The sequence below is a fragment of the Paracoccaceae bacterium genome, assembly GCA_019454225.1.
Lineage (GTDB): Bacteria > Pseudomonadota > Alphaproteobacteria > Rhodobacterales > Rhodobacteraceae.
Genome location: CP075370.1, coordinates 3,662,390 through 3,687,057 on the forward strand (window position 1 = coordinate 3,662,390; position 24,668 = coordinate 3,687,057).

Here is a 24,668-nt window from a genome sequence, read left to right on the forward strand (position 1 = left end):
CGCTTCAAGCCACGGCGAGGTGACGGTACAGCGCCGCGGCCACCGCCGATGTGGCCACCACCGCCACGGCATAGAGCGCACAGGCCAGCAGCATGGCATCCTGCACCGGCCCGGCCGGAAAGCTCAGGCCGATGACGGCGATGGTCAGGGGCGTGTTCTGGATGCCGGTCTCCAGCGACACGGTGCGCATCTGCGGCCCCGTCAGGCCCAGCGCCGCAGCCACCGCCAGTCCGGCGGCAAACCCCGCCACCGACAGCAACACCGCCGCCGCGATCTCGCCGGGCGGGGTCGCCCGCACCAGCGCGCCGTTCGACACCGCAAAATTCAGGATAAGCAGCACGATCAGCACGATGCCCAGCACCGCGCCCGCCTTTTCAAGCCGTGCCGCCAGGCCGGCGGAGCGGGCCCGCACCGCCATGCCGATCAGGCAGGGCACCAGCACCAGCACCAGCGTCACCGCGATGTTGGCAAAGGGAACGGCCACGCCACCCGTCAGCGCGCCACCGGCATAAAGCCCGATCAGCAGCGGCATCATCACCACCGCCGCCAGGGTTGATGCGACGGTCATCGCCACCGACAGCGCCACGTCACCGCGCGCGTAGTAGGCGAACAGATTGGATGTCGTGCCCCCGGGCGTCGCGCCGACCATGATCAGCGCCAGCGCGACAGGCGCGCTCAGGTCGAACACGAAGGCCAGGCCCAGCGCGATCAGCGGCATCAGTCCGAACTGGCACAGCATGCCCGTGGCGAAGGCGCGCGGCGCGGCCAGCGCCGCCCGCATCTCCGCACGCCCGATCGTGGCCCCCATGCCCAGCATGATGATCCCGATCATCGCCGCCAGCAGTCCCTGCTCCACCGCGCCCAGCATCGCCCCGCCCCCCTTCGCAGCTATCCCCTCGCCGCACCTGTCCCACGCCGCGCCCTTTCGGCGGCCAGCCACCACGCTGTCAGGATCAGCGGCGCATTGCCCACCTCGCCGGTGCCGATCATCTCCAGCAGCCGGTCAAAGGGCACCAGATGACTGCGGATATCCTCGGCCTCGCCCTCGACGCCGCCGATCCCTGCGGCGCCGTCGGGCAGGTCGCACGGCGCCACGAAGGAGTAGATGTATTCGGTTTTCGCCCCGGGGCTCGGGTAGTAGGCGGCAACCGGCCACAGGTCCGCCAGCCGCAGGCCCGACTCCTCGACCGCCTCGCGCCGCGCCGCCTGTTCGGGCGACTCGTCCGGGTCCACGCGGCCCGCGATGGCCTCCAGCGACCAGGGGTTCGCATCGCCCCGGACATAGGGACCGGCGCGAAACTGCTCGACCAGCAGCACACGGTCGCGCAACGGGTCCCAGGGCAGCACCGTCACCGCATCGCCCGACACGAAGGCCGCGCGCGTGACCGTCGCGCTGTGGCCCCCGTCGAACCGGCGGAACCGCAGGTCATATTCCTCGACCGAGAAAAAGTTGGCATAGGCTTCGCGCCGGTCCGCCACCTCGACATCCGCCGCGCCCGGCGACCGGCGCAGCGTCGCGGGCAGCGGCGCGGCAGCGCGCACCCGGCTTGCACCGCGCACCAGCATCGGCCAGCGCCGTGCCGCAACCGCCGCCGCAGGCTTCCGGCCGTACAGCGCCATGACATCGCCCGCCGAGGCCGCGACCGCATCGCCCCAGATCGCCGCCCAGTCCGTCAGACGCCAGGGCGCGCCCGGTTGCCACAGTCCCGGATCGGGCCAGTAGACCTGTGCGGCCTCAGATCCCGTGGCGCATGTCACGGACAGCACGCGGGTGTGATAGCCGAACCCGCCTTCGTAGAAATCCAGGCGCGCGCGGTCCTCGGCAGTCAGTCCCCGCACCAGCAGCCCCGGGGCCTCGGCCCCCGAGGTCTCGACGATCATCGGAAAATCGCGCCCCTCGGCCCAGCGCACGGCGTGACCGGACAGTTGCGCCGGAACGGCATCGGGTTCGCGTCCGATGACCACGCGCAGCAGCGGCAGATGGCACAGCGTGCCGTAGAAAAAGAACGTCTCGCCCAAAGCGGCCCCTATCGCCAGCGCCGCGCGGCCCATTCCGCGCTGAAGCCGCCCAGTATGCCGCCGACGCCCAGCGCGATCAGCACCGGCGCGTTCAGCAGCATCTGCCCGTTTTCCAGCATCAGTTCGAAAACCCCGACGATGGCATCCATCGGCCCGTCATAGCGCATCTTCGTCGCCAGCCCGATCATCTGGTAGACCGAGAACACCAGCAGCGCCCAGAATGTCAGCGTGACGCTGGTGCGCAGGCCGAACCCCGCCGAGGCGCCATAGCCGCGCCCCGCCAGCGCCCCCATCACCATCCAGCCGGTCAGCCCGCCGATGGCCCCGACGATCAGGCTGAAATGGCCGAAGGGCGTGCCTTCGGGCATTCCGGGCTTGAACGCCTCGGCCGCCATGAAACCCACGACAAAGAAGGCGATCGCGGCAAACAGTTTCGCGGCGGTCGGCATGGCCCTGCTCCTGCCCCTGGAAACCGGCCCCCCGTTCTAGTGCGGACGGGTCACGGTGATCTGCGTCACGTCGCAGTTTCCGCCCTGAAACGCTCCGGCGCAAGAGGTCAGGTAGAAATTCCACATCCGCCGGAACCGGTCGTCGAACCCCATGCCCGCCACCTCGTCCCAGCGCGCGTTGAACGTGTCATGCCAGCGGCGCAGGGTGTGCGAATAGCTTTCCCCGAACTCGATCGACCCCTTCAGCCGCAGGCCAGCGCGGTCGATCTCGCGTCGCAACGCGGTGGGCGAGGGCAGCATGCCCCCGGGAAAGATATGCTTCTGGATGAAATCGACACCCCTGCGATAGACCTCCCAGCGCTTGTCCTGAACCGTGATGATCTGCAGCGTGGCATGGCGGCCCGGCTTCAGCCGCTCGCGCAGCACGTCGAAATAGACCGGCCAGTACTTCTCGCCGACCGCCTCGAACATCTCGATGCTGGCGATCCCGTCATAGCTGCCGCGCTCGTCGCGGTAGTCCTGGAGCTTGATCTGCACAAGGTCGGACAGCCCGGCCCGCGCGATGCGGTCCACGGCAAAATCGTGCTGTGCCTGCGAGATCGTCAGGCCGGTCACCCGGAGCCCCCGCTCTCGCGCCGCATATTCCGCAAAGCCGCCCCAGCCGCAGCCGATCTCCAGCACATGATCGCCCGGATCGGCGCCCATCTGGTCAACCATGCTGGCGTATTTCTCGATCTGCGCGCGTTCCAGGCTTTCCTGGCCCGACCGGAACAGCGCCGAGGAATAGGTCATCGTGTCGTCCAGCCAAAGGCGATAGAAATCGTTCCCCAGATCATAGTGATGCGCGATGTTCTTGCGGGCCTGCGCGCGGGAATTCGAGCGCAGCCAGTGGCGCATCCGCTCGAAGGCGCGCACCAGCGCCATGCCGGGAAAGCCGTCATAGAGGCCGTCGTTGTCGGCATGCACCAGGTCCATGAAGGCCTGAAGGTCCGGCGTGCTCCACCAGTTCTCCAGATAGGCATCGCAGAAGCCCAGGTCGCCCTCGCGGATCAGCCGGGCAAACAGGTCGGCATTGTGGACATGCAGTTCCGCCAGAGGTCCGGGTGCGGCCCCCTCGGCGCGGAACCGTCGCCCGTCATCCAGCACGAAGTCCAGCCGTCCCCGCGCCAGCCCCCGCCGCGCCACGTCGAACACGCGTGCGAAATAGCGCGGCAGATCGGTCTGCCCCTCCGTCGTCGTCAATGCCGTCATGCCACTCCCCGGCTGGTTGGGCGGGCGGTCATCCCCGCCCCCATGTTCACGATACGACCGCAATTCTCAAGAGTTTCGCGCCGCATAGGCCGCCAGCGCCCGCTCGCGCCCGACGCCGAGGTCGATCATCGGCGCCGGATAGGGCGCACCGGGATCAAGGTGCCAGACACGAGGAACCGCGTCGAAAAAGGCCAGCGCGGTCGCCGGTGGCGATGCCGACAACTCGGCGATCCAGCGATGGCGATAGGTCGCCGCGCCATCGAACTTCTCGGCCTGCGTGGCCGGATTGAACACGCGGAAATAGGGGGCGGCGTCGGGCCCCGATCCGGCCGTCCATTGCCAGCCCATCGCATTCGCGGCCGGGTCCCAGTCGACCAGGCACTCCTCGAACCAGCGCAGGCCCACGCGCCAGTCCGTCATCAGGTGCTTGGTCAGATAGCTCGCCACGATCATCCGGCCACGGTTGTGCATCGTGCCCGTCACATACATCTCGCGCATCGCCGCATCGACGAAGGGTTCGCCCGTCATGCCCCGGCGCCAGCGCTCGGCATCGGCATTGTCGGCGCGCCAGGGAAAGCTGTCCCAGTCGTCGCGCCAGTTGCGGGTGGCGATATGGGGGGTGTGGTGCATCAGATGCCAGGCGAACTCGCGCCATACCAGTTCCTTGAGGAAATGTTCCGCGCCCCCTGCCCCGGCCAGATGCGCAGCCATCCCGGCATGCCAGATCGTGCGCGGCCCGATCTCGCCATAGGTCAGGTTCTCGGACAGCCGCGACGTCGTGGGACGGTCGCAGTAGTCCCGCGCCGTCCGGTAGTCCTCGACCGGGCCATCCAGGAACGCGGCCAACCGGTGCGCCGCTGCATTCTCGCCCACCGCCAGATACGGCGCGACCACCGCCGCCCCGCGACGCATCGCGGCGCCCAGCCGCCAGTCGTCCAGCCGGTCCGAAACCGGCCAGACGCCGGGGCCCTGCGCCCTGCCCGGCGCGGGCAGGGGCGCGGGCACGTCGCGGTCGCGCACCGCGCGCCAGTAGGGCGAATAGACGCGGTAGAACCCGCCTTCGCCCGTCTCGACGGTCCAGGGCTCGTGCAGCAGGTGCCCGGGGTGGCTGACCGCCTGTATCCCCGCCTCGCGCAGACGCGCCTTCACGGCGGTGTCGCGCGCCCTGGATGCCGGATCATACTGCCGCGACCAATGCACGCCGGACGCTCCCGTCTCGGCAACCAGCGCGCGCAACACGTCCAGCGCCGCCCCGCGCCGCAGCACCAGCCGCAGACCGATCTCGGCCAGGCGCTCGGCAAAGGCCGCAACCGCCAGGCCCAACCGCCATTTCGACGCGGCCCCGATGGCCTCGGTCTCGGGGTCCAGCACGAACACCGGCACCAGGGGCTGGCCGCTGGCCACGGCCGCCGCCAGCATCGGATGGTCGGCAAGCCGCAGGTCACGGCGAAACCAGAGCAGCAGGGGGGGAACGGTCATCTTCTTGCCTTGGGCCACTTCGCCGCCGATAGCTAGCCCTCGCGCGCAGGCTTCAAGCCCCCCCGGACGACAGCCTGCACTGGACCCTGCCGCGCAGCCGCGCTAGGCGCAGGACATGACCGTGATCCATGCCCCCGACCGCATCCTGACCGGCGTCGCGCTGATGGTGGTGTTCTGCATCATCGCGCCCCTTCTCGACGTTTCGGCCAAGCTTGCCTCCGCAACCGTGCCGGTCGGGCAGATCGTGGTGGCGCGTTTTCTGGTGCAGGGCCTGCTGATGGTGCCGGTGATGCTGGCCCTCGGCATCAGCTGGCGGCTGCCCCGCGCGCTCTGGGGCCTGATCACGCTGCGGGCGCTGTTTCTGATCCTGTCCACCTACAGCTTTGTTGCCGCCATCGCCGTGATGCCGGTGGCCGATGCGCTGGCGATTGCCTTTGTCGAGCCCTTCGTGCTGCTGATCCTCGGCAGCCTGATCTTTGGCGACGAGGTCGGCCCCCGCCGCATCGCGGCCTCGGCGGTCGGCTTCGGGGGGGCACTCCTGGTGATCCAGCCCTCGCTTGCCGCCTTCGGCCTGGTCGCGCTCTGGCCTCTTGGCACGGCGTTCTTCTTTGCCTTCTACATGCTCGTGACCCGCCACATGCGGGCGATGCACCCGGTCGCCATGCAGGCGCAGACCTCGTTCGCCGGGCTGCTGCTGTGCCTGCCGGTGCTCGCGGCGGCCTCGGTCTGGACCATCCCCACGATCACGCCGGTGATGCCGCAGGGGCTCACCTGGCTCTGGCTGTTCGGCGTCGGCTTCTGGGCCGCGCTCAGCCACATGTGCATGACCTATGCCCTGCGCTACGCGCCATCGGCCACGCTGGCGCCGCTGCACTATCTGGAAATCGTCGCGGCGGTCGCGCTCGGCTACTGGATTTTCGGCGACTTCCCCAACGCGATCACCTGGGTCGGCATCATGGTGATCATGGCCTCGGGTCTTTACGTCGTGCGCCGCGAACGGCTGGCCGCGCGGCGTCGCGCCTAGGCCCCCGTCAGCCCGCGCAACGCCGCGTCCAGCCGCGCCCGGGGCAGGATCAGCAGCATCCCGGGACGGTCGAACTCCAGCGTCACCGGCCCCTCCGTCACCCGGTTCGACGTGCCGATCCGCCCCATCGGCGCCATCTCCAGTCCGTCGATCGGCCACTCCAGCCCCGTCGAGACACCGCGCATCCGGTCCATCGGCCACAACGACAGACGGTCGCCCGCCCGCAGCGACAGATGCAGCCGCATCGGTGCCGCCAGCACCACATCCTGCCGCGACAGCGCCAGGCAGGGGTCGCGCCCGGTCCGGGCGGCCAGAACGGTCATCGCGGCCAGCGCATGATCGGTCCGCCCGCCCAGCACGCCCAGCGCCAGCACGAACGGCGCGCGGATGCTGCGCAGGGCCTTGTCGAAATCGGTGGTTTCCTGCTCGGCGATCGGATGCAGCGTCTCGCGCGGCAGCACCGTCCGGGCGGCACCGATCGAATCGAAATCGCCGATCGTCGCGACGGGTCGGTGGCCAAGCGCCAGCGCACGGTCGGCCCCGCCGTCCACAGCCACCAGGCGCGGGGCGCGGTCCAGGCAGTCCGACAGGTCGCGCGACGTCACCGGGCCGCCCGCAACCAGCGTGACTCCGCAGTCGGATTCGACAATCGGCCTGTTCATGGGGATACTGTTCGCGATTAAGGCACCCGAAAGGGCGCGGGGCCACAATCAATCCTTCAAATCACCTATATCTGTCCATCCTATTGGACGGCAGCCCGGGTGATCAAAGGGCGTCGTGAACACAGAGGTAGCCTGCCATGGTCGGTGCCAGCAAGATCCTGACGGTATCCTACGGGACATTCTCCTGCACCCTTGAGGGGTTCGAGGATCCGTTCAGCACGATGAAGGCCATCGCGGAATACTTCCGGGATCTCGCCGCCGAGGACCGCTACTTCGGCGCCGAACCTCCCCAGCCCGATGCCGCCATGCTGCACCGGATCGCCGAGCGCGAGGTCCAGCGCCGGGTCGAGGCCAAGATTCAGGACAATGGCGTGATCCTGCGCGCCGCCGACATGCCCGCCGCCCAACCGCAGGCCCCGGCGGCCGCGCCCGCGCCCGTCGCCACGCCCGAACCCGCCCCGCAGGAACCTGTCGCGTCCGAACCTGTCACGCCCGAACCCGTGGCGGCACCCGTCACCGCCGCCGCCCCGGTTGCGGCACCGGCCGAACCCGCCCGCCGCGCACCGCCCCCGGCCGAGGACATCGCCATCACGGATGCACCGTCGCTTGCCCCCGCCGGTGGCATCCTCGCGGATTCGGTGGCCGAAAAGCTGCGCCGCCTGCGGTCCGCCGCGCTGCCGGTCGCGCCCCTCGCTGTCGCCGCAGTGCCTGCGGCCGCGATCCTGTCGGACGAAAAGGCCGCCGCCATCGCCGCCGCCTTTGCCGATGACGAGGATCTCATCGTCGCCCGGACCGGCGGCGGGGCCGAACCGGCGACCGATCCGGTGGCCGGGGATGCGGCGGTGCCCGTGGCCGCCGATGTCTTGCCGGACCTTCCGGCCGCCGATACGGACGCGGAACCGGACACGACCGCAGACCTGCCCGAACCGGCGCCGGTCGAGGGCGATGCCCTGGCCGCGCCGGTCGGGGCCGACGACCTGATGCGCGCCGACACGCTGGCCGAGGAAGCCGCCGAAACGCCGGACCTGCCCGAAGCCGCCGCCGAGGCAACCGACGCCCCGGCGCCTGACCTGGCCGAACCCGAAGCTGCCCCCGAAGCGGCCGACACCGTTGCCGAAGTCGCACCCGTCCCGGCCGGGTTGATCGCGGACGATTCGATACCCGTCGAGCCGATGACCGACGAACCGGTCGCCGATGACGCGGTCGCCGAAGACGCGGCCATCGTCGCCGCTGCGGATGACGCGGACGCGGCATTCGCGGACGACATCGCCCTTCTGCCCGACGCCCCCGCCGAAGAGCCGGTTCTTGACGGCACCGAAGCGGCAGCGGCCCCCGCCGCCGCGGATGAGGTGGATGCGGAAGACGGCATGATCGCGGCCACCCTGCCCGAAGCCGGGCCGGAGCCTGTCGCGCATGCCACGGACGACATGGCCGATGTTGCCGAACTGATCGACATGGACGACCTGGCAGAGGAGCCGGCCGCCGCCGACGCCCTGCCCGAGGCAGACGACGCCCCGCAGGTCGCGGCCGAGGGCACCGGCGACGACGCGCTGATCCACGCCCTGATCGACGACGATCCGCTGCCCGAGGACAGCATCGACCCCGCCGCCGATGCCGGTGACGACGACGCCCTGATCGCCGCGCTGATGGGGGAACCCTCCCACAGCTCCGCCGCCACCGTCGCGCCCGATGCGCCGTTCGAGGCGGTGGTCGAGCCCGACGCGCCGTTCGAGGCGACGGTCGAGACCGACGCGCCGTTCGAGGCGATGGTCGAGCCCGAGCCGTCTGTCGAGCCCGGGTCGCCGCTGCCCGAACCCGAGACCGTCGCCGAGGACCACCCGGAACCGCCGGTCACCGTCGCACCGGCGGCGATGAAGCCCACCGTCACCGACAGCCCCTTCGCCAACCCCGCAGCCAAGGCGGAACCGACGCTGGCCCCGATGCCGCTCGAACCCGCCGCCGCGTCGGTCGAGGCCGAACCCGCGGCATCGACCGAGCCCGAGATGCCCGAAAAGGTGCAGCGCGCCCGCGCCCGCGTCATCAAGATCCGCCGGATCGACGCAACGCCGCCGCCCGCCCCGGTCGCCCTGACGCCCGAGGCCGAGGCCGAACTGGCGCGCGAACTGGCCGCGCTCCGTGGCGGCGCGGCCGACCCGGCCACCGCCGCCCTGCCGGCCATCCAGCGCCGCGATCCCGCGCCCGCCCGCCCTGCCCTGCCCGAGGCGGCCGAGGAACCCTCGGTCAAGCGGTTGCTCGACACGGCGAATTCGCAGATGGAAGATCCTGAAAGCCGCCGCCGCCTGTCGGCCATCGCGCATCTGAAGGCCGCTGTCGCCGCCACCGTGGCCGACCGCCAGGTCGGCGGCCCGTCCGAGGCGGCATCGGACCAGACCCGCCAGACCGCCTATCGCAGCGACCTGGAACAGGTCGTGCGGCCACGTCGCCCGGTCTCGTCCTCGGCCGCCGCCGCCGCACAGCCCGCGCCCGGCCGCCCCGCGCCGTTGGTTCTGGTGTCCGCGCAGCGGATCGACCGCCCCAAGGCCCCGGAAACCGCAATCCCCGCGGCGCCCGCCGCAGGCCCGGTGCAGCCGGTGCGCCCCCGCCGGATCGGGGCCCGCGGCACCGCGGCCGCCAGCATCGCCATGATGCAGCCCGAGACCGAGGACCTTGACGACGACGATCTGGCCGATGACATGCTGGCCGACGATGTCGAGGACACCGACAACATCTTCGAACAGTCCGAGGGCTTTGCCGAATTCGCCGAACGTCTGGGCGCCACCGACCTGGCCGACCTGATGGAGGCCGCCGCCGTTTTCGCCACCTGTGTCGAAGGCCGCCCCAGCGTGACCCGGCCGCAGATGATCCGCCGCGTCATCGGCGCGCTCGGCGACGAGGAACCCTCGCGCGAGGACATGCTGCGCAGTTTCGGGCGCCTGCTGCGCGACGGGCGCATCGAAAAGGTGCGGCGCGGCCAGTTCGCCGTGCGCGAAGGCTCGCGCCTGCTGACCGAGGGGCGCCGCATCGCCGGATGACCGGCCGGGCGACCTATCCGCGCGGCGTTTCGCCCGGCGCCTGCCGGGTCTCGGGCTTTTCGGGGTCGGGCTGACCGACGCCGACGAACACGAAGCGGAACGGGGCCATCCACAGGAAGCCCAGCACCACATAGACCAGGAACTCGGCCCAGATCGGCGGCCGGTCCAGCCAGTTCACCAGGCTGACCGCCGCGACGATATAGACCGGCAGACCGACCAGCAGGATCAGCAGCGAAAGTCTGCGGCGCGCGCGATAGCTCAGCGTCATCGGGTCCTGCCTAGTCCGCGAAGGGGTCGGTCACCAGAATGGTGTCGTCCCGCTCGGGCGAGGTGGACAGTAGCGCGACCGGACATTGGATCAACTCCTCGATCCGCCGCACATACTTGATGGCGGCGCCCGGCAGGTCGGCCCAGGACCGCGCCCCGGCGGTCGACTGGCTCCAGCCCTCCATCTCCTCGTAGACCGGCGTCACCCGCGCCTGCAGGTTGGCCGCCGTCGGCAGATAGTCCAGCCGCTGCCCGTCCAGCGCATAGCCGGTGCAGATCTTCAGCGTCTCGAACCCGTCCAGCACGTCCAGCTTGGTCAGCGCAATGCCCGAAACGCCGCTCGTGGCGCAGGTCTGGCGCACCAGCACCGCATCGAACCAGCCGCAGCGCCGCTTGCGCCCCGTCACCGTGCCGAACTCGTGGCCACGCGCGCCCAGACGCTCGCCGTCGGCATCGAACAGCTCGGTCGGGAACGGTCCCTCCCCGACCCGCGTGGTATAGGCCTTCACGATCCCCAGCACGAAATCCACCGCCGTCGGGCCCAGCCCGGTGCCCGTGGCGGCCATGCCGGCCAGCGTGTTGGAACTGGTCACATAGGGATAGGTTCCGAAATCCACATCCAGCAGCGACCCCTGCGCGCCCTCGAACAGGATGCGCTTGCCCGCGCGCCGCGCCTCGTGCAGCACCTTCCACACCGGGCGCGCATAGGGCAGCACCTTCGGCGCCACCTCCATCAGCTGCGCCTTCAGCGCGTTGCCGTCCACCGGGCCCAGGCCCAGCCCCGCGCGCAGCGCGTTGTGATGCGTCAGCAGCCGTCCGATGCGCAGGTCCAGCGTCGGCGCGTCCGCAAGGTCCGCCACCCGCACCGACCGCCGCCCCACCTTGTCCTCATAGGCCGGACCGATGCCTCGCCCCGTCGTGCCGATCTTGGCGACCGAATTCTGACCCTCGCGCGCCCGGTCCAGCTCGCCGTGGATCGGCAGGATCAGCGGGGTGTTCTCGGCGATCATCAGGGTCTCGGGGCTGACGGCCACGCCCTGCGCCGCCAGCCGCTCGATCTCGGCCAGCAGCGCCCAGGGGTCCAGAACCACCCCGTTGCCGATGACGCTCAGCTTGCCGCCGCGCACGATGCCGCTGGGCAGCAGCGACAGCTTGTAGGTCACCCCGTCGATCACCAGCGTGTGTCCGGCGTTGTGGCCGCCCTGGAACCGCGCCACGATGTCCGCCCGCTCGCTCAGCCAGTCGACGATCTTGCCCTTCCCCTCGTCGCCCCACTGGGCGCCGACGACGACGACATTGGCCATGGCTGAAACCTTTCCTGCGGCAAACCCCGCGCGGTATACCGGGGGCCGCGCCGGGGCGAAACAGGAAAGATCGCCGCGCCCGGCTCGGGCCGCCCCTCCCCGCCGCCGTCCCCCGGCTCGGCCTCCATACCCCCCCCGTCACGCCGCCGTGATCGCACGGCTGCGCGCGCCGCTCCGGGGGGCGTCAAGCAGCCCTGCCGCGCCCCGGCCTGCAGGGCTTGCCCCCAACGCCCCTTCCGCCTATCTAGGCGCGATCCTCAAGGAACGCCCGCGCCCATGGAAAACCTCGTCCTGACCGTCCACCTGATCCTTGCGCTCTGCCTGATCGGCGTGGTGCTCCTGCAAAGGTCCGAAGGCGGCGGGCTCGGGATCGGCGGCGGTGGCGGCGGCGCGATGAGCGGCCGGTCCGCGACAACCGCGCTCGCCAGGCTGACCTGGGTCTTTGCCATTGCCTTCATCATCACCTCGCTCACGCTGACCGTGTTCGCCGCGCAGAACGCCGCCCATACCTCGGTGGTGGACCAGTTCGGCGGCAGCCTGCCGTCGCGCGCCCCGGCCGCCCCCGCGGCCCCGCTCGGCACCGATCTGCTGCCGCCCGCTCCGGCCGACGCGCCGCTGACACCGCCGCGCGCCGACAACTGAATCGTCCCGGCTGAACCCGCCGGCGGCCTCGGCCGCGCGCGTTCTCAACCTCGCGGTGACGTGATAGGCTTCCCTTGCGTAAAGCAGGGGAGAGGAATCATGCCGAACGACGACAAGAAAAAGGAAATCAAGAAGGAGGCGGATTCGCTCACGAAGCTGATGAAGGAGGTCAGCAAGAAGGTCGACAACATGATGAAGCTGGCCGCCGGCGACGTGATGTTCATCTCGATGCTCAAGATGATGCAGATGATGATGAAGCAGCAGAACGAACAGATGAAGCAGATGACGAAGATGCTGAAGTAGGCTGCGGTCGCAGCCACCACAGGTTGCGGCCTTCCGGTGCTGACTGGCATCATGTTGTGACCGATTGCGCCGGGGGACTGGCCGGTATACAGGTCGAATCCCGTGATGCCGTGATTCTGCGGCGCCTTCGCGGAGGTTTCCCTTGGCCAGATATGTCTTCATCACCGGCGGGGTCGTCTCCTCGCTCGGCAAGGGCCTTGCGTCCGCCGCCCTCGGAGCGCTTCTTCAGGCGCGCGGCTTCTCGGTCCGCCTGCGCAAGCTCGACCCCTACCTGAACGTCGACCCCGGCACGATGTCGCCCTTCGAACATGGCGAGGTCTTCGTCACCGACGACGGCGCCGAGACCGACCTCGACCTTGGCCATTACGAACGCTTCACCGGCGTGCATGCCCGCCAGACCGACAGCATCTCCTCGGGGCGCATCTATTCCAACGTGCTGGAAAAGGAACGCCGCGGCGACTATCTCGGCAAGACCATCCAGGTCATTCCCCACGTCACCAACGAGATCAAGGATTTCATCCGCATCGGCGACGATGAGACCGATTTCATGCTGTGCGAGATCGGTGGCACCGTCGGCGACATCGAGGGCCTGCCGTTCTTCGAGGCGATCCGCCAGTTCGCCCAGGAACGTCCGCGCGGCCAGTGCATCTTCATGCACCTCACGCTCCTGCCCTATCTCGCCGCCTCCGGCGAACTGAAGACCAAGCCCACCCAGCACTCGGTCAAGGAACTGCGCTCCATCGGCCTGCAACCCGACGTGCTCGTCTGCCGCTCCGAACACCCGATCCCGGAAAAGGAACGCGCCAAGATCGCGCTGTTCTGCAACGTCCGCCCCGAGGCCGTGATCCCCGCCTATGACCTGAAGTCGATCTACGAGGCACCGCTGGCCTATCACCAGGCCGGGCTCGACCAGGCCGTGCTCGATGCCTTCGGCATTTCCCCCGCCCCCCGCCCCAACCTCGCCCGCTGGACCGACGTGATGGACCGCCTGACCAATGCCGAGGGCGAGGTGCGCGTGGCGATCGTGGGCAAGTACACCCAGCTGGAAGACGCCTACAAATCCATTGCCGAGGCGCTGACCCATGGCGGCATGGCGAACCGCACCCGGGTCCGCGCCGAGTGGATCGACGCCGAGATCTTCGAGCGCGAGGATCCCGCGCCCTGGCTGGAAGGCTTCCACGCCATCCTCGTTCCCGGCGGCTTTGGCGAACGCGGCACCGAGGGCAAGATCAAGGCCGCCCAGTTCGCGCGGGAAAAGCGCGTGCCCTATCTCGGCATCTGCCTTGGCATGCAGATGGCGGTGATCGAGGCGGCGCGCAACCTCGTCGGCATGGCCAACGCGGGCTCCGAGGAATTCGACCACGAGGCCGGGGCGAAACGCTTCACCCCCGTCGTCTATCACCTCAAGGAATGGGTGCAGGGCAACCATACCGTGCGCCGCAAGGCCGATGACGACAAGGGCGGCACCATGCGGCTCGGCGCCTATACCGCGCTGCTGGCCCAGGGGTCGCGCGTCGCCTCGGTCTATGGCGGCACCACCATCGAGGAACGCCACCGCCACCGCTACGAGGTCGACATCCAGTACCGCGAGCGGCTGGAATCCTGCGGCCTGTGGTTCAGCGGCATGTCCCCCGACGGCCGCCTGCCCGAGATCGTCGAGGTCCGCGACCACCCGTGGTTCATCGGCGTCCAGTTCCACCCCGAACTGAAATCGAAACCCTTCGCCCCGCACCCGCTGTTCGCGGATTTTGTGCGGGCGGCGGTGGAGGGGGCGAGGCTGGTGTGAGGGGTTTGCTAGCAATTTTCCCTCTTCGGAACTCAATCCGAAATGCGTTGACAGAAAAATGAGTAATTGTAACGATCTGCGCACAAGAACCCTGTTTGTGAGGAACGATGTCTATCCTCGTAGCAAAGAAGGCGAACTCGATCACCCGGATCGAGCAACTCAGGGCAGCGCTGAATAGCGTAGAAGAGCTACGCAAGCTAAACAAGCTTACAGTGTTTGTGGCGGGTTCGTATGCTAGAAACGAAGCGTCCATTCATTCGGATATTGACTTGTTCTTTGTTCTAGATGGCGCTCTAGCTGACGTTCCGACTCCAAATATCGTAACGATGCGTGCATTTTCGAGGATAATTGAAGAGGCAGATAAGCTAGGATTTCCGGCCTTCTCGAACGATGGCGAGTTCTTGAAGATTCTAGAGTATCCGCAGATAGCAAAAGAGTTAGGTGGTCGCAACGATGATCACCAGAATTATTTTACCGCAAGAATGTTAATGCTACTTGAGAGTGTCCCAATCTTTAATTCCAATACATATGATCACGTTGTGCGTGAGATACTATCGTCATATTTTCGCGACTATACGCATCACCCAAGAGATTTTCGGCCCATTTTTTTGGTGAACGATATCATTCGATTTTGGAAAACGCTCTGTCTGAATTACGAACACAAGAGAAATCAACCTGAAGCCGACTTAGATCGACGCATAAGACAGAAGATAAAGAACTTCAAGCTCAAATTCAGTAGAATGCTAACGTGTTACGGGAGCATTGTGTCATTAATTGATTTGCCCCTACATAGTGGCCCTGAAGATATCTTCCAACTTAGCAGAGTTTCACCGTTTGATCGACTTAAAAAAACTGTCGATTGCCGAACTACCTTGATGAGCGAACTCAAGATAATTGCTCGTGAGTACGAATGGTTTCTTGAAACAACAAATGTTCATGAAGACGAGTTGCTCAGGCAGTTTCACGACAAGGCATTTCGAGAAAACGCATTCTTACGTGCCGAGGCATTTGGTGACAGCATGTTCAGGATTGTCCGTGAAGTTGCAGATCAAACAGGATACCTTCGGTATTTGGTGATATGAGCTATTTCTTTGGGGCATATCCGTCGAGAAAGGAATTAGCGAGACTGTTTGATCTCGCAAGATTGATACTACAGCCTGATTTCGCAAGGAAGATGCACATAACGCTGCGCGGCCCGTATGATAAGAGACCATCTTCAAGGTCGAAATGGATTCGGCATGAGCTTGCTGACGTAAGGATTTCGAGACCATCCTGCTTTTTCAACGATTTTCAGAACACAGTGTTTCTTTCGATTGAATTCACCAGCTATGAGGACTTGTTCGTGTCTTGGAAGCGGGATTTCAACGAGTCCGTACCTCACATGACACTCTATGACGGCAAAGACAGAACCTTCGCTTGGCAGGTCCTTCAGTCATTGAGGAAATTTAAATGGGACTTCGAAATTCAACTTACCCCTGTTCAAGTTTTGGAGAAGAAAAAGGACTATGATGGGTCTTTCTTTCTTGAGCTTGACGATATTGACATTGCGTTCAATTACATCCATGAGCGACCCATGAATCGGGACTACATAAGGAGTATGCACCCGGGACAGAGAATATTTTTAACTGAGAAGATAATTTCTGCCATTCACGATGTCGGTGCTTCTTAAGTTAGGCCTACCCGCACGTACGGATTTCGGTCAACAACCTTGGGTCAACAAGGGTAGGGTGGGCACTAACCCACCCTACCCCCCTCACACCATCTCCACCTTCAACCGCTTCCCCACCGCCGCCGCATGTTTCCGCAGCGTCTCCACCGTGGGCGACACCCGCCCCCCTTCCAGCCGCGCCACGGACGCTTGAATCGTCTCCCCCCGATTCGGCCCCGATGGTTACGCGGCCCCGCGGCTCCGCCACCGCCCGCGCCTGTCGGGACGGGTGCCATACGCATGCCAGACGCGCGCCATACGCCGGGCGGCCCCGGCCCCTTCCCGCAACCCGCTGAAATTCCCCGGGTTAACGCCCCGCGCGGCGCTGCCCGGCCACCGCCCCCGATCGCAATGCACGGCACCGGCCAAAGCCGGATGGACAGGCGGGGCCGCCCGCGCCGGAGGGGCGGGATGGGCGGGCCGGGGCGGCAGCCGCACAGGGGATGGGACCGAAGGGCGGGGAGGTCAGACGCCGGGCACCGGCGGGGCCGCGGCGGCCCCCTCGGGCGTCTGGCCGAACACCAGCGCCCGCCCCCGCCCCGCATGCTTGGAGGCATAGAGCGCCTCATCCGCGTCGTTCAGCATCCGGTCGGGCGTGGGGTCCTGGTAGGCGGTGGATATCGCGATGCCGATCGAGGCGGAGATCACGCAGGCATGTCCCTCGAAATCAATGGGTTCGACAAGACGCCCCACGATCCGCATGGCGGCCGCCGACAGCGCGGCGGCGTCCGGCAGGCCGGGCAGCACCACGACGAACTCGTCCCCCCCGACCCGCGCCACCAGATCGCCCTTGCGGGTTTCCTCGGTCAGCACCCGCCCGACCTCGCGCAGCACATGGTCCCCCGCCGCATGGCCCAGCGTGTCGTTCACCGCCTTGAAGTAGTCGAGGTCGATGTGCATCAGCCCGAAGTCCAGCCGCCGGCCGATCAGGTCGGCCAGCGTCAGGTCAAGCGCCCGGCGGTTGCGCAGCCCGGTCAGCGTGTCGGTCAGCGCCTGCGCCTCGGCCGTCCGCTTCGCGCCCTGCAACCGCTGGGCCAGGTTGCGCAATTCCTCCATCACCGCCGATTTCGCCTCGACCAGGAACAGCAGTTCCATGGCCAGGTCGGTAGCCGCAAAATCGCCGTCGGTCAGACCGTAGTCGCGCACCGCGTCGATCACCCCGATCCCGAAGGACAGGTTCACCAGCATCCCGCCGCCCTCCGCCAGCGGCAGGGCGACACCGCGAAACCCCGGGCCGCCCGGACTGCGGGCAAAGATCGTCAGCCGCTCGCCCGCGCGGCGGCGCAGGTCGGCGCAGGTGGTGATGCCGCCGGGGCGGCGCACGTCAAAAAGGGCAAAGAAATCATTCCCCTGAACCGGATCATGCAGGGTTCCGGCAGGCCCCGCCGCGCGGAACAGCTTGCGCAGCGTGGGCCCGGCACCGATGATGCGGCCGTCCGGCGCCACCACCAGATGCAGTGGCATCAGCTGCCCCAGGGCCCGCGCCTCCAGCGCCACCGGCCCGGCGGCGGGGGGCGGGCCGTCCCCCTCCTGCGGCGTCGCGCCGATCTGGCAGCCGTCCGCCATCGCTAGGCCCGTGCCGCCAGTTCGAAGCGGCGGCCCTCGGCGAAGCGGCTGTCGAGAAGATGGATCGCCACCCTTTCCCCCTCGGGGCCGCACCCCCGGTGGTCCAGCACCACAAGCGCGCCATAGTCATCGGCCATCGCGCGCAGCAGGCCCAGCATCACATGCCCCGCCCCCCGCAGCGGAAAGCGACAGGTCAGGAGATACCTGTCCGACCCCTCTTCCGCCAGTGACAGCTCCGGCAGGTCCAGATCGGGCACCGCCATCCGCCCGCGATCCGGCAGGTCCTCAAGCGACTGCAGGAAATCGGTGAACCCGTGGCCCGAGAACCGCAGCAGGCGGCGCAGCCGCTCCAGCCCCGGGTGCGACACCAGATAGGTTCCCAGATCCTCCAGCAGCGCCTCGCGGGGACGGTCCAGCAGCAGGGCCGCCGCGTCGATCAGGGCCCGGGTTTCGGCCGGTTCGTAGGTCAGCATCGGTTCGAAACTGTCATGACCCAGCTGGGCGGACCGGGCCACCGAAACCCAGACCTCCGGCCCGAACGTGTCGCGCAGGTATCCCTGTATCGCCCTGTTCACCAGACCATGCACCGCCAGCCCCGCCCTCAGCCGGCCGCCATCCTAGCGCACCGCCCGTTAACAAAGGCCAAATGTTTGCAGGGCAGCGGCAGCGTCCTCAGAAATCGGTGGGCGCCCCGCCGGCCTGCTTCCGGTCGGCGACGAACCGCGTCAGGTCCTCAAGCGCGGCATGGTCCATCGGCGGCGGCTCGAACTCGGCCATGATCGCCTTGTAGATGCGGTGCGCGCGCTCGGGGGTCCAGTGCGCGCCATCGGTCTGCCAGGCCTCGTAGTTGCGCCAGTCGCTGACGATGGGCGCGTAGAAGGCGGTCTGATAGCGTGCCTGGGTATGCGCGCAGCCGAAGTAATGCCCCCCGGCACCGACCTCGCGCACCGCGTCAAAGGCGATATCCTCCTCGCCCGTGGCAAAGGTCGCCTCCTCGAAATACCGCTGGATCATCTGCAACACTTCGCAATCCATCACGAATTTCTCGGGGCTTGCGATCAGCCCGCCCTCCAGCCAGCCCGCCGCGTGATAGACCATGTTGGTGCGGCTCTGCACCGCCGCCCAGAGCGAGTTCGACGTTTCCCACATCGACTGCCCGTCGGGGATGTTGGCCGCGCAGACCCCGGAGGACCGCAGCGGAAGGCCATAGCGGCGCGCAAGCTGGCCGGTCATCTGCGTGGCGCGCATGTATTCCGGCGTGCCGAAGGCAGGCGCGCCCGACTTCATGTCGACGTTCGAGGTGAAGGTGCCGATGGCGACGGGGCAGCCGGGCCGGATGTATTCGATCAGTGCGATGGCCGACAGCGCCTCGGCGATCGACAGGGCCACCGCCCCCGCCATTGTCACGGGCGCCATGGCCCCGGCCAGGGTGAACGGCGTCACGACCGTGGGCTGGCCCCGCCGCGCCAGCCGCATCGCCCCATCCAGCATCGGCAGGTCGTGCTTCAGCGGGCTGACCGAGTTGATGTTCGTGTACATCCGTGGCGTGGCGTCGAACTCGGCATGGCTGAGCCCGGCCGCAAGGCGCGTCATCTCCATCACGTCCTCGACCCGTTCGGGGCCGAGCGAATAGGCATGCACCACCTTGTCGGTCAGCGTCAGCTTTTCATACAGGCAATCGAGGTGGCGGATCGCAGGGTGGATGTCGACAGGCTCGACCGGATAGCCGCCCGCCACATGGATGCAGTTGAAATACTGCGTCAGCTTCATGAATTCCTTGAACGTCTCGAAGTCGCCCGAGCGCTTGCCACGCTCCAGATCCCAGGCATTGGGTGGCGACGAGACGTTCACGAACACCATGTGCTTGCCGCCCATCACGATGCGGCGGTCGGCGTTGCGCGGGGTGATGGTGAATTCGGCCGGGGCGCGTCCGACCATCTCCATCACGAAATCCTCGTCCATCCGGACGTTCTGGCCGTTCACCAGGCAGCCCGCCGCCTTGAGGATGTTCACCGCCTCGGGATTCAGCATCTCGATGCCGATCTCGCGCAGGATGCGCATGGCCCCCTGATGGATGCGTTCCACCCCCTCGGGCGACAGCGGTTCCACCGGTGCGTCGGGGTTCACCGGGATCCGCCAGGGCATCTGGTCGATGACCGCCGTTCCGGCGCGCGTCTTGTTGCCCGCGCGTCCGCCCGCGCGGCGCTTGCGGCCCATGTCGTCGGTCATGATCGGTCCCCGTGGTGCGTTCGGGCGCAGAATGACGGATGGACCGGCTGACTGGCCGTATCGTTTCCGACGCGGACACGTCGTTTTCGCGGGTCAGGCGACAGACTGCGCGTCGATCCAGCCCGCAAGACCGCCGATATCCGCCAGCACCACATCGGCCAGCGGCGAGAGTTCGTCCGCCGTGGCGATCCCTGTCAGCACGGCGACCGTCCGCATCCCGGCGGCACGGCCGGCGACAAGATCGTGATGGCTGTCACCCACCATCACCACGCGGGACGGCGGAAGGCCGGTTGCGGCGGCAAAGGCCAGCAACTGCCCCGGCCCCGGCTTGGCGCCGTGGCCGCTGTCATAGCCCGCGATGAAGTCGAACAGATGGGTGACGCCCTGTGCCGCCAGATGCGCCCGCGCCGGGGCCTCGGTATCATTCGTTGCCAGGCCCAGCCGCAACCCGCGCCCGCGCAGATCGGTCAGGACAGGGACAAGCGGCACCGCCGGTTCCATCACCGCCGTCTCGGCCAGCGCATTCATCCGGTCGGCCAAAGCCCCGACCGTCGCCCCGGGCAGGAGCGGCGCCAGCACGCCCGCGATGTCGATGGCGGTTGCGGCGATCACCGGACTGTCGGGCGCGAAACGGCCGCTGTCGATATCAAAGCCGATGGCCTGCCCCAGCCGCCGGACGTCGGCATCCGGGCCGGCCACCTCGGCCAGCATGCGGCGCGCCCAGCCGCCCCAGCTCTTGCGGAAATCGAACAGCGTGCCGTCCTTGTCAAAGACGATTCCCGCGATCATGCCAGCCCCCGGTCAGTCCGCGCCACCATGGCCGTGGCACGGCGGCTTTGCAACGGCGGCATCGCCGGTTGGCGCGCGTCAGGTCCAGTGCGGGCTGTCGCCCCCCGGCAGCGCCGCCCGCGCCTCGGCGACACGGACGGGCGGGACGCCCAGCGACCTGGCGCAGTCGATCACCCGGTCATCCTCGGCGAGGATGAAGTCGAGCACGGCCCCCAGGAAGGCGGGATCGCCCATGCCGCGCCGCAGGTCGGCGGGCGACGCGCCGGTCGCGGCCAGGAAACCGCCCAGCCGATCGGCGTCGGAGGCCAGCCAGCCGACAGCCTGCAAGGCGAGCGTCTCAGCGGCTTCTTGCCGGTTCATGGCGTTTTCCCCAGGGTTTTCCACGGCGCGACCGCCGGTCACGCAGCTGTGCCCCGGCGCCCCGACGCTCCGCAAGACTTTCTTAACCAATCGGTCGGACAACGGAGATGTCCCGGCGCGATCGGTGGCCGGGATCGGGGCGGACCAGGGGTCGCCCGGCAGGACAGGACGATCGGGCGCGATGGACGGCAGGGTTCTCATCATCGGCGGATCGGCGGCGGCGCGGATCATGCTCAAGGCGCGTCTTTCGGCGACCTGCCATGGCATCACCAGCCTGGCCGAGGGGGCGAAGGGTCTCGCCTGCGCGGCTGCGGGCGAACATGACGCCATCCTGGTGCATCAGGACCTGCCCGACATCCCCGCGCCCGAACTTGTCCGGCGCCTGCGGGCCTGCGCTCCACGGGCCGACATGCCGGTTCTCGTGATCGGTGACGACGGCGGCCCGGAAGCCCGCATCGCCGCGTTCGAGGCGGGCGCCGACGACGTCATCCGCCATCCGGATGAGGCGCTGCTCGCCGCCCGCCTGCGCAGCCTTCTGCGCCACCGCGACACGCTGGCCGAACTCGGCGCCAATGCCGAACCCGTGCGCGGCTTCGGGTTCGCCGAGGCGGACACCGGGTTCGCCGCGCGCGCCGACATCGTCCTGGTGATGGAACGGGGCGAGGCGGCGCTGCACCTGCGGCGCGATCTGGCGGTGCATCTGCCGCAGCCGCCGCGTGTGATGACCGCCGCCGAGGCGCTTGGCGATCCGCAATATTCCGCCGGTTGCGCAGGGCCGGACCTGTATGTGATCCACGCCGCGCCACAGGACACCGACAGCGCGCTCCGCCTGATGTCGGAACTGCGCAGCCGCGCGGCCGGGCGCCATGCCGCCTTCTGCCTTCTGCGATCGGGCAGCGATGCCGCGATCGACCCCGTCGGCCTCGATCTGGGGGCGGGCGATCTGGTCGATACCGGAACCGACCCGCGCGAGGTTGCCCTGCGGCTGCGCCGCGTGCTGGTGCGGAAACTGGCGGCCGACCGTCTGCGCGCCTCGGTCCGCGATGGCCTGCGCCTTGCCGTCACAGATCCGCTGACCGGCCTGCACAACCGTCGCTATGCGGTGCGCGAGCTTGCGGCGATGGCCGAGGCTGCACATGAAAAGGGCAGCACGCTGGCCATCCTGATCCTCGATCTGGACCGTTTCAAGCGCGTGAACGACGATTGGGGTCACGCTGCCGGCGACGCCGTGCTGATCGAGGTCGCGCGGCGGCTGGGCGGCGCGCTGCGCGGGTCGGACCTGATTGCCCGCATCGGCGGCGAAGAGTTTCTCGTCGCCCTCCCCGACACCGCCCTGCCCGAGGCCCGGCGCATCGCGGAACGGCTGTGCGACGTGATCCAGGCCCGGCCGGTCATGCTGCCGGCCGCGCAGCCGCTGAGGATCACCGCGTCGATCGGACTGGCGGTCGCCGACCTTTCGGGCGCCGGGATCGCCGGGTCGTTCCAGGCGCTGCTTGACCGGGCCGACCGGGCGCTGCTCGCGGCGAAATCCGCAGGGCGCAACCAGGTGACGGTCGCACGCAGCGCGGCCTAGGGCGGCCCGTTCAGGGCCGGTCCGACCGCTGGTCGCGCGATGGCCCGCGCCGGTTGCCGATCGCCTCCAGCCGTTCGGCAAAGGCCCGGCGCGCGGCCGGGTCCATGGTGGCAACATGGTCCACCAGCAACCCACGCGACAGCGCGATCATGTCCCCGACCCGGCGCGCCCCGCTCTCCATCGTGTCGCGCATCGCCTGGGGGTCGAAGGGTTCGGCGCGCAGCACGGCCACAAGCGCCGCCGTATCCTGCCGCCAGCCGCTGCGCATCGCCCGCAGGTCCGGCGCCCGCGCGGCAAACGCCCGCCGCAGCGCCGCCCGATCCGCGTCCGACAGCGCCCCGGCCACCGGTCCCAGCCCGAAGTCGCGCATCGCGGCGCCGCGCGGCGGCCCGTCGCGCACCACCGCCCCGACAATGACACCCGCCACCGCCAGATTCAGCGCCACCGACACCGCCAGTGCCACCCGCAGCCAGCGTCCGGGGGCACGGGGCGGGGTCGCCTTCATCTCGCCAGTGTCGACCATGGTCGCCTCCTATCCTTCCCCTGCCTCGTCCAGCATCGCGGTGACGTCCGGAATGATGTCCAGCGTCTCGTCCGTCGCATTGCCCAATAGGCCGCCGACCGGCTCGGGGGCGGCAAGGCCGATCCAGACACCGGCCGCCGCCGCCGTCACCATCCCGGCCAGCGACAGCCCGCCGCCGAATGCGGCGGCAAGACCGCGCAGCAGGCCGGACGCGCGGCGCACCCGCGGCACCGGCGGGCGGGTCACGGCGGCCGCGTCGGCCATCACCCGCGCCATCAGGTCGGCACCGGGACGGGGACGGTCGGCACGCGCCTCGGCAAACAGCGCGTCGAGCATTGCATCGTCGGTTCGGTCATTGCGTCCAGACATCACCCTACTCCTCTCCCGCATAGCCAAGTTCATCGCGCCGCCCGGCCAGAATCCCGGCAAGCGCCCGGCGCCCGCGTGCCGTCAGGCTTTCCACCGCCTCGACCCCGGTGCCCAGAACCGCCGCGATCTCGGGGTTCGACAAGCCCTCGATATGGCGCAGGACAACCGCCTGCCTCTGTCGTTCGGGCAGGGCATCAAGCGCCATCTGCAGCGCCGCCATGCGGTCCCGGTCCATCATGTCGGCCAGCACGCCCGGCGCCCTGTCGGCGATCTCGGGCGCATCGTCCAGCGTCACCGCGTTCCGCCGGCCGCGCCGCCGCAGCCTGTCCGTGCACAGGTTGGCGGCCACGCGGTACAGCCAGGTCGACACCTGCGCCTCGCCCTCGCGCCAGTCCGGCGCGATGCGCCACAGCCGCAGCAGCGCCTCTTGCGCCACATCCTCGGCCTCGGCCCGGTCGCCGCCCAGCATGCGCGCGGCAAAGGACAGGACGCGCGGCAGATGGCGCGCGGCCAGTTCGCGGGCCGCGGCGGCATCGCCCGCCGCATAGGCCGCCAGCAACCGGGCATCGCCGGATTGCGCCGCAACAGACGCCTGCATTCCCGCTGTCCGGCCCTGGATCATCGTGTGCGATCTTAACCTTCACCACCGTCCGCGCAATCCTGCCCGCCCCCGGGAACAGTCCCCGGGGGCGGATACCGGCCCGATCAGTTCTCGGGGTTCGCCTGCGGGCGCCGCTCGTGCCCCCGATGATCACCGCGCCGACCGCTCCGCTCGGCGAAGCGCGCGCGGGCCGCGTCAGCCTCGGCTTTCGAGATCGCGCCGTCCCCGTCGGTGTCGATGCGGTCGAACAGCATGGCGGGCGCCGGCCGCACCATCATTTCGGCAGCGCTCAGGAACCCGTCGCCATCGGCATCCATCATCTGCATCATCCGGTCCGCCATGCGGTCGGCGCGCGCCTCGGACTCGCGCATCTGGGCGGCCTTCAGCTCGTCGCGGCTGATCCGGCCATCGCCATCGGCATCCAGCGCCGCCACGCGGGCGGTGCGGGCGGCGTTCATCTCGTCGCGGGTGACGCGGCCGTCACCGTCGGCGTCCAGCGTGTCGAAGTCGAACATCGGCCCGGCGCCGCGCTCCATGCCGTGACCGCCCATGCGGGGGCCGTCCCGGTCGGCAAGGGCGGAACCCGCCACCGACAGGCCAAATGCGGCAGCCAGCACCGCGGGGGCCACCATGACAAACTTGCGCGAAAGGGTCATCGATCTCTCCTGATCCCTGATCGGCGACAGGTCGTCCTGCCGTCTTCATGCCCATTCTACGCGGCATCCCGGGGTT

The 24,668-nt window shown here is 68.4% G+C and carries 25 protein-coding genes; 8 read left to right on the forward strand and 17 right to left on the reverse strand.

What is annotated here, in order from left to right; genetic code table 11:
• Positions 1-4: 4 nt before the first annotated feature.
• The 5 genes from KF887_17390 to KF887_17410 all read right to left on the reverse strand — a co-directional run bounded on the left by KF887_17390 (position 5) and on the right by KF887_17410 (position 5,198).
• Positions 5-868, reverse strand: a complete 864-nt coding sequence (locus KF887_17390) for a bile acid:sodium symporter (protein QYK41132.1) — start codon at positions 866-868, stop codon at positions 5-7.
• 20 nt (positions 869-888) lie between these two features.
• The gene (locus KF887_17395) at positions 889-2,052 is read right to left on the reverse strand and encodes an NUDIX domain-containing protein (GenBank protein QYK41133.1); all 1,164 of its coding nucleotides are present in this window, start codon (positions 2,050-2,052) and stop codon (positions 889-891) included.
• Positions 2,028-2,468, reverse strand: a complete 441-nt coding sequence (locus KF887_17400) for a TrgA family protein (GenBank protein ID QYK41134.1) — start codon at positions 2,466-2,468, stop codon at positions 2,028-2,030. The genes KF887_17395 and KF887_17400 overlap by 25 nt, the downstream gene beginning before the upstream one ends.
• A gap of 36 nt (positions 2,469-2,504) precedes the next feature.
• On the reverse strand, positions 2,505-3,719 hold the full coding sequence (locus KF887_17405) for a class I SAM-dependent methyltransferase (GenBank protein ID QYK41135.1): 1,215 nt from the start codon (positions 3,717-3,719) through the stop codon (positions 2,505-2,507).
• A 66-nt stretch (positions 3,720-3,785) separates the two neighbouring features.
• Complete coding sequence (locus tag KF887_17410) at positions 3,786-5,198, reverse strand: deoxyribodipyrimidine photo-lyase (protein QYK41136.1); 1,413 nt, start codon at positions 5,196-5,198, stop codon at positions 3,786-3,788.
• A gap of 121 nt (positions 5,199-5,319) precedes the next feature.
• Between KF887_17410 and KF887_17415 the strand changes: the two genes are divergently transcribed.
• Positions 5,320-6,222 carry a DMT family transporter gene (locus KF887_17415; protein QYK43630.1) on the forward strand — a complete coding sequence of 301 codons (903 nt, stop codon included), beginning with the start codon at positions 5,320-5,322 and terminating at the stop codon, positions 6,220-6,222.
• Here the strand turns inward: KF887_17415 and KF887_17420 are convergent.
• Positions 6,219-6,884 carry a thiamine diphosphokinase gene (locus KF887_17420; GenBank protein QYK41137.1) on the reverse strand — a complete coding sequence of 222 codons (666 nt, stop codon included), beginning with the start codon at positions 6,882-6,884 and terminating at the stop codon, positions 6,219-6,221. The two genes, KF887_17415 and KF887_17420, sit on opposite strands and share 4 nt — an antisense overlap.
• A gap of 137 nt (positions 6,885-7,021) precedes the next feature.
• Between KF887_17420 and KF887_17425 the strand changes: the two genes are divergently transcribed.
• Complete coding sequence (locus tag KF887_17425; protein ID QYK41138.1) at positions 7,022-9,916, forward strand: hypothetical protein; 2,895 nt, start codon at positions 7,022-7,024, stop codon at positions 9,914-9,916.
• A gap of 13 nt (positions 9,917-9,929) precedes the next feature.
• On the opposite strand, the gene KF887_17430 is transcribed toward KF887_17425, so the two are convergent.
• Together KF887_17430 and KF887_17435 are read right to left on the reverse strand one after the other, a co-directional pair.
• Positions 9,930-10,184 carry a DUF2842 domain-containing protein gene (locus KF887_17430; protein QYK41139.1) on the reverse strand — a complete coding sequence of 85 codons (255 nt, stop codon included), beginning with the start codon at positions 10,182-10,184 and terminating at the stop codon, positions 9,930-9,932.
• Between the two features lie 10 nt (positions 10,185-10,194).
• The gene (locus KF887_17435; GenBank protein QYK41140.1) at positions 10,195-11,487 is read right to left on the reverse strand and encodes an adenylosuccinate synthase; all 1,293 of its coding nucleotides are present in this window, start codon (positions 11,485-11,487) and stop codon (positions 10,195-10,197) included.
• 276 nt (positions 11,488-11,763) lie between these two features.
• Here KF887_17435 and secG point away from each other — a divergent pair, with 276 nt between their 5' ends.
• The 5 genes from secG to KF887_17460 all read left to right on the forward strand — a co-directional run bounded on the left by secG (position 11,764) and on the right by KF887_17460 (position 15,887).
• Positions 11,764-12,129 carry a preprotein translocase subunit SecG gene (secG, locus tag KF887_17440; protein ID QYK41141.1) on the forward strand — a complete coding sequence of 122 codons (366 nt, stop codon included), beginning with the start codon at positions 11,764-11,766 and terminating at the stop codon, positions 12,127-12,129.
• A gap of 99 nt (positions 12,130-12,228) precedes the next feature.
• A complete protein-coding gene (locus KF887_17445) occupies positions 12,229-12,432 on the forward strand; it encodes a hypothetical protein (protein ID QYK41142.1) in 204 nt (67 codons plus the stop codon).
• Positions 12,433-12,574: 142 nt separating this feature from the next.
• Complete coding sequence (locus tag KF887_17450) at positions 12,575-14,218, forward strand: CTP synthase (GenBank protein ID QYK41143.1); 1,644 nt, start codon at positions 12,575-12,577, stop codon at positions 14,216-14,218.
• Positions 14,219-14,325: 107 nt separating this feature from the next.
• Entirely contained in the window at positions 14,326-15,300 is a 975-nt protein-coding gene (locus tag KF887_17455; GenBank protein ID QYK41144.1) for a nucleotidyltransferase domain-containing protein, read from the forward strand.
• A complete protein-coding gene (locus KF887_17460) occupies positions 15,297-15,887 on the forward strand; it encodes a hypothetical protein (protein ID QYK41145.1) in 591 nt (196 codons plus the stop codon). Before KF887_17455 ends, KF887_17460 begins: the two co-directional genes overlap by 4 nt.
• Positions 15,888-16,391: 504 nt before the next feature.
• Here KF887_17460 and KF887_17465 read toward each other — a convergent pair.
• The 5 genes from KF887_17465 to KF887_17485 form a co-directional block, all read right to left on the reverse strand.
• The gene (locus KF887_17465; GenBank protein QYK41146.1) at positions 16,392-17,492 is read right to left on the reverse strand and encodes a GGDEF domain-containing protein; all 1,101 of its coding nucleotides are present in this window, start codon (positions 17,490-17,492) and stop codon (positions 16,392-16,394) included.
• Positions 17,493-17,494: 2 nt separating this feature from the next.
• Positions 17,495-18,079 carry a heme NO-binding domain-containing protein gene (locus KF887_17470; GenBank protein QYK41147.1) on the reverse strand — a complete coding sequence of 195 codons (585 nt, stop codon included), beginning with the start codon at positions 18,077-18,079 and terminating at the stop codon, positions 17,495-17,497.
• A gap of 85 nt (positions 18,080-18,164) precedes the next feature.
• Complete coding sequence (locus KF887_17475; protein QYK41148.1) at positions 18,165-19,721, reverse strand: trimethylamine methyltransferase family protein; 1,557 nt, start codon at positions 19,719-19,721, stop codon at positions 18,165-18,167.
• A 93-nt stretch (positions 19,722-19,814) separates the two neighbouring features.
• Positions 19,815-20,510, reverse strand: a complete 696-nt coding sequence (locus KF887_17480; GenBank protein ID QYK41149.1) for an HAD family hydrolase — start codon at positions 20,508-20,510, stop codon at positions 19,815-19,817.
• Between the two features lie 78 nt (positions 20,511-20,588).
• Complete coding sequence (locus KF887_17485; protein QYK41150.1) at positions 20,589-20,870, reverse strand: DUF3572 domain-containing protein; 282 nt, start codon at positions 20,868-20,870, stop codon at positions 20,589-20,591.
• Between the two features lie 181 nt (positions 20,871-21,051).
• Here KF887_17485 and KF887_17490 point away from each other — a divergent pair, with 181 nt between their 5' ends.
• A complete protein-coding gene (locus KF887_17490) occupies positions 21,052-22,443 on the forward strand; it encodes a diguanylate cyclase (protein QYK41151.1) in 1,392 nt (463 codons plus the stop codon).
• Positions 22,444-22,453: 10 nt separating this feature from the next.
• Here KF887_17490 and KF887_17495 read toward each other — a convergent pair whose 3' ends face one another.
• The 4 genes from KF887_17495 to KF887_17510 form a co-directional block, all read right to left on the reverse strand.
• Positions 22,454-22,948, reverse strand: coding sequence for a periplasmic heavy metal sensor (locus KF887_17495; protein ID QYK43631.1), 495 nt, complete (start codon positions 22,946-22,948; stop codon positions 22,454-22,456).
• 27 nt (positions 22,949-22,975) lie between these two features.
• Entirely contained in the window at positions 22,976-23,302 is a 327-nt protein-coding gene (locus KF887_17500) for a dihydroorotate dehydrogenase (GenBank protein QYK43632.1), read from the reverse strand.
• 37 nt (positions 23,303-23,339) lie between these two features.
• The gene (locus tag KF887_17505; protein QYK41152.1) at positions 23,340-23,933 is read right to left on the reverse strand and encodes an RNA polymerase sigma factor; all 594 of its coding nucleotides are present in this window, start codon (positions 23,931-23,933) and stop codon (positions 23,340-23,342) included.
• A gap of 107 nt (positions 23,934-24,040) precedes the next feature.
• Complete coding sequence (locus tag KF887_17510; GenBank protein QYK41153.1) at positions 24,041-24,592, reverse strand: EF-hand domain-containing protein; 552 nt, start codon at positions 24,590-24,592, stop codon at positions 24,041-24,043.
• Positions 24,593-24,668 lie beyond the last annotated feature (76 nt).